The organism is Streptomyces sp. NPDC007162 (genome assembly GCF_040634175.1).
Classification (GTDB): domain Bacteria; phylum Actinomycetota; class Actinomycetes; order Streptomycetales; family Streptomycetaceae; genus Streptomyces.
Map to the genome: position 1 here is coordinate 1 of NZ_JBEYFC010000967.1, position 1,590 is coordinate 1,590.

The following is a 1,590-nucleotide window of genomic DNA, read 5'->3' on the forward strand; positions in this document are numbered from 1 at the left end:
GCCGCCCCGACTGGGCACTCTCGACAGGCTCCACGGTCTCCAACTCCACGGCGGTGTCAGTCACTTGACGTCTCTCCCATGATCGTCGGATCCGCTGTTAGATTTACACTCCCTACCGGGACGGGATGGAGGACCAGCTCGGGGCGCTGGGGCTCGTGCTGAACGCCGTGGTCCTCTGGACGACGCGCTACATCGACGCCGCCGTCGCCCAGCTCCGTGCGGAGGGCTACGAGATCCGCGACGAGGACGTCGCCCGGCTCTCCCCGCTCAAGCACAAGAATCTGAACGTCCTGGGCCGGTACAACTTCACCGCCTCCCAGCCGGTGAAGGGGCTGCGGCCCCTGCGCGACCCGGATGCTGTCGACCTCGACGATGACGACGGCCAGGAGGAGTGAGCGCCGCATCCGCCGTCCGGGGCGGGTCGTTGTACTTCGAGAAGGCCACCGCCGACCGGCGGGGGCAGCGAGAAGGGGGCGCCGGTATGACCGTGACCGACTCGTACGACGAGATGAGGGAGCACCCGCGGGAGGCCAACGAGCGGTTCGCCGCCGACCGCAGGGACACGACGATGACCATCCGCTTCGAACCCATCGAGGTGACCTGACCTGCACAAAGCCTCTATTTTCGTGTCTGAGTCAAGCTCAGCGTCCAGCTTCAAAGCCTCCATGGCGCAGCGGCACCGCCGTCCGCGGCTCCAAACTCACGCTCCCGGCCAGGACAGCTCAGGCGTGCCAGCCGTGGTCCATCCGCAGGAAGTACGGGAAGAGGGTGCGCTCCTCGAAGTCGAGATGTGCCTGGAGGTGGTCGGAAAGCGCGACGATCCGTTCCAGCACCACGTGGACGGAGCGTTCGTCCTTGGGGTTCAGATGCCGCGCGTCGGCGCGGATGCTCACGATCATCTGCTTGACCTCCTCATGCTCGCGCCGGAGCCGCCCGACCTGACCGCTGAGCTCGGGGAACCGGTGCTGCATGACCGGCAGCATCCGAGCGTCCTCGATCGTGTGGTGGGCGTCCAGGTGGGCGCAGAAATGCTGGCAGCCCACCTTGAGCTGCCAGGTGAGGTCCGCGACAGTCAGACCGCCGAGCAGCTCTTCAATGTCCTCTGCGCGTGTGGTCGCCGCATCGAGCACCTCAAGCCCCTTGCGCAGGGCGGCGACGTCGCTGCGCAGCGGCGCATGCGCCATCAGCAGCTGCTGCACCATCTGGCGGCCGGCGACAGTTCCCGCCTGCGGCTGTGTCATCGTCGATGCTCCTTTGCGACTGCCTCGCGCACGGCGGGCGCGACCTTCTCGATGATGGGGCGCAGCGCGGACTCGTCGGCCGGGCCGCTGAAGGTGTAGCCGTTCATGCCGTGCTCGACCGGCCAGCTCGTCAGCAGGTCGACCCGCTGCGTAGTCGAACGGTCACCGACCAGGTTGTAGACCCGGTTGGTCCGGCTCGGGTCTCGCCCGGCAGCGCCGGCCGCCTCGTCGATTCGCCGGTTCGCGTCGTCCAGCTCCTCCGGGGCGAGAAATTCCTTCGAGGGCAGCCAGCCGCCTGTCCCCGCTGGAGTGCGCCCACGGCGGCCGTGAAGCGTGCTTCACGGCCGCC

2 protein-coding genes and 1 pseudogene are annotated in these 1,590 nt (G+C 67.9%); 2 read left to right on the forward strand and 1 reads right to left on the reverse strand.

The features are described 5' to 3' along the window. Positions 1-113 precede the first annotated feature (113 nt). Both ABZ646_RS46320 and ABZ646_RS46325 read left to right on the forward strand, forming a co-directional pair. Positions 114-395: pseudogene (locus ABZ646_RS46320) on the forward strand (Tn3 family transposase); the annotation flags it as partial. Beyond that, complete coding sequence (locus tag ABZ646_RS46325; RefSeq protein ID WP_319645164.1) at positions 392-604, forward strand: hypothetical protein; 213 nt, start codon at positions 392-394, stop codon at positions 602-604. The pseudogene ABZ646_RS46320 and the gene ABZ646_RS46325, both read left to right, overlap by 4 nt. Before the next feature lie 118 nt (positions 605-722). On the opposite strand, the gene ABZ646_RS46330 is transcribed toward ABZ646_RS46325, so the two are convergent. Continuing rightward, positions 723-1,241, reverse strand: a complete 519-nt coding sequence (locus ABZ646_RS46330; RefSeq protein WP_360533736.1) for a hemerythrin domain-containing protein — start codon at positions 1,239-1,241, stop codon at positions 723-725. Positions 1,242-1,590 lie beyond the last annotated feature (349 nt).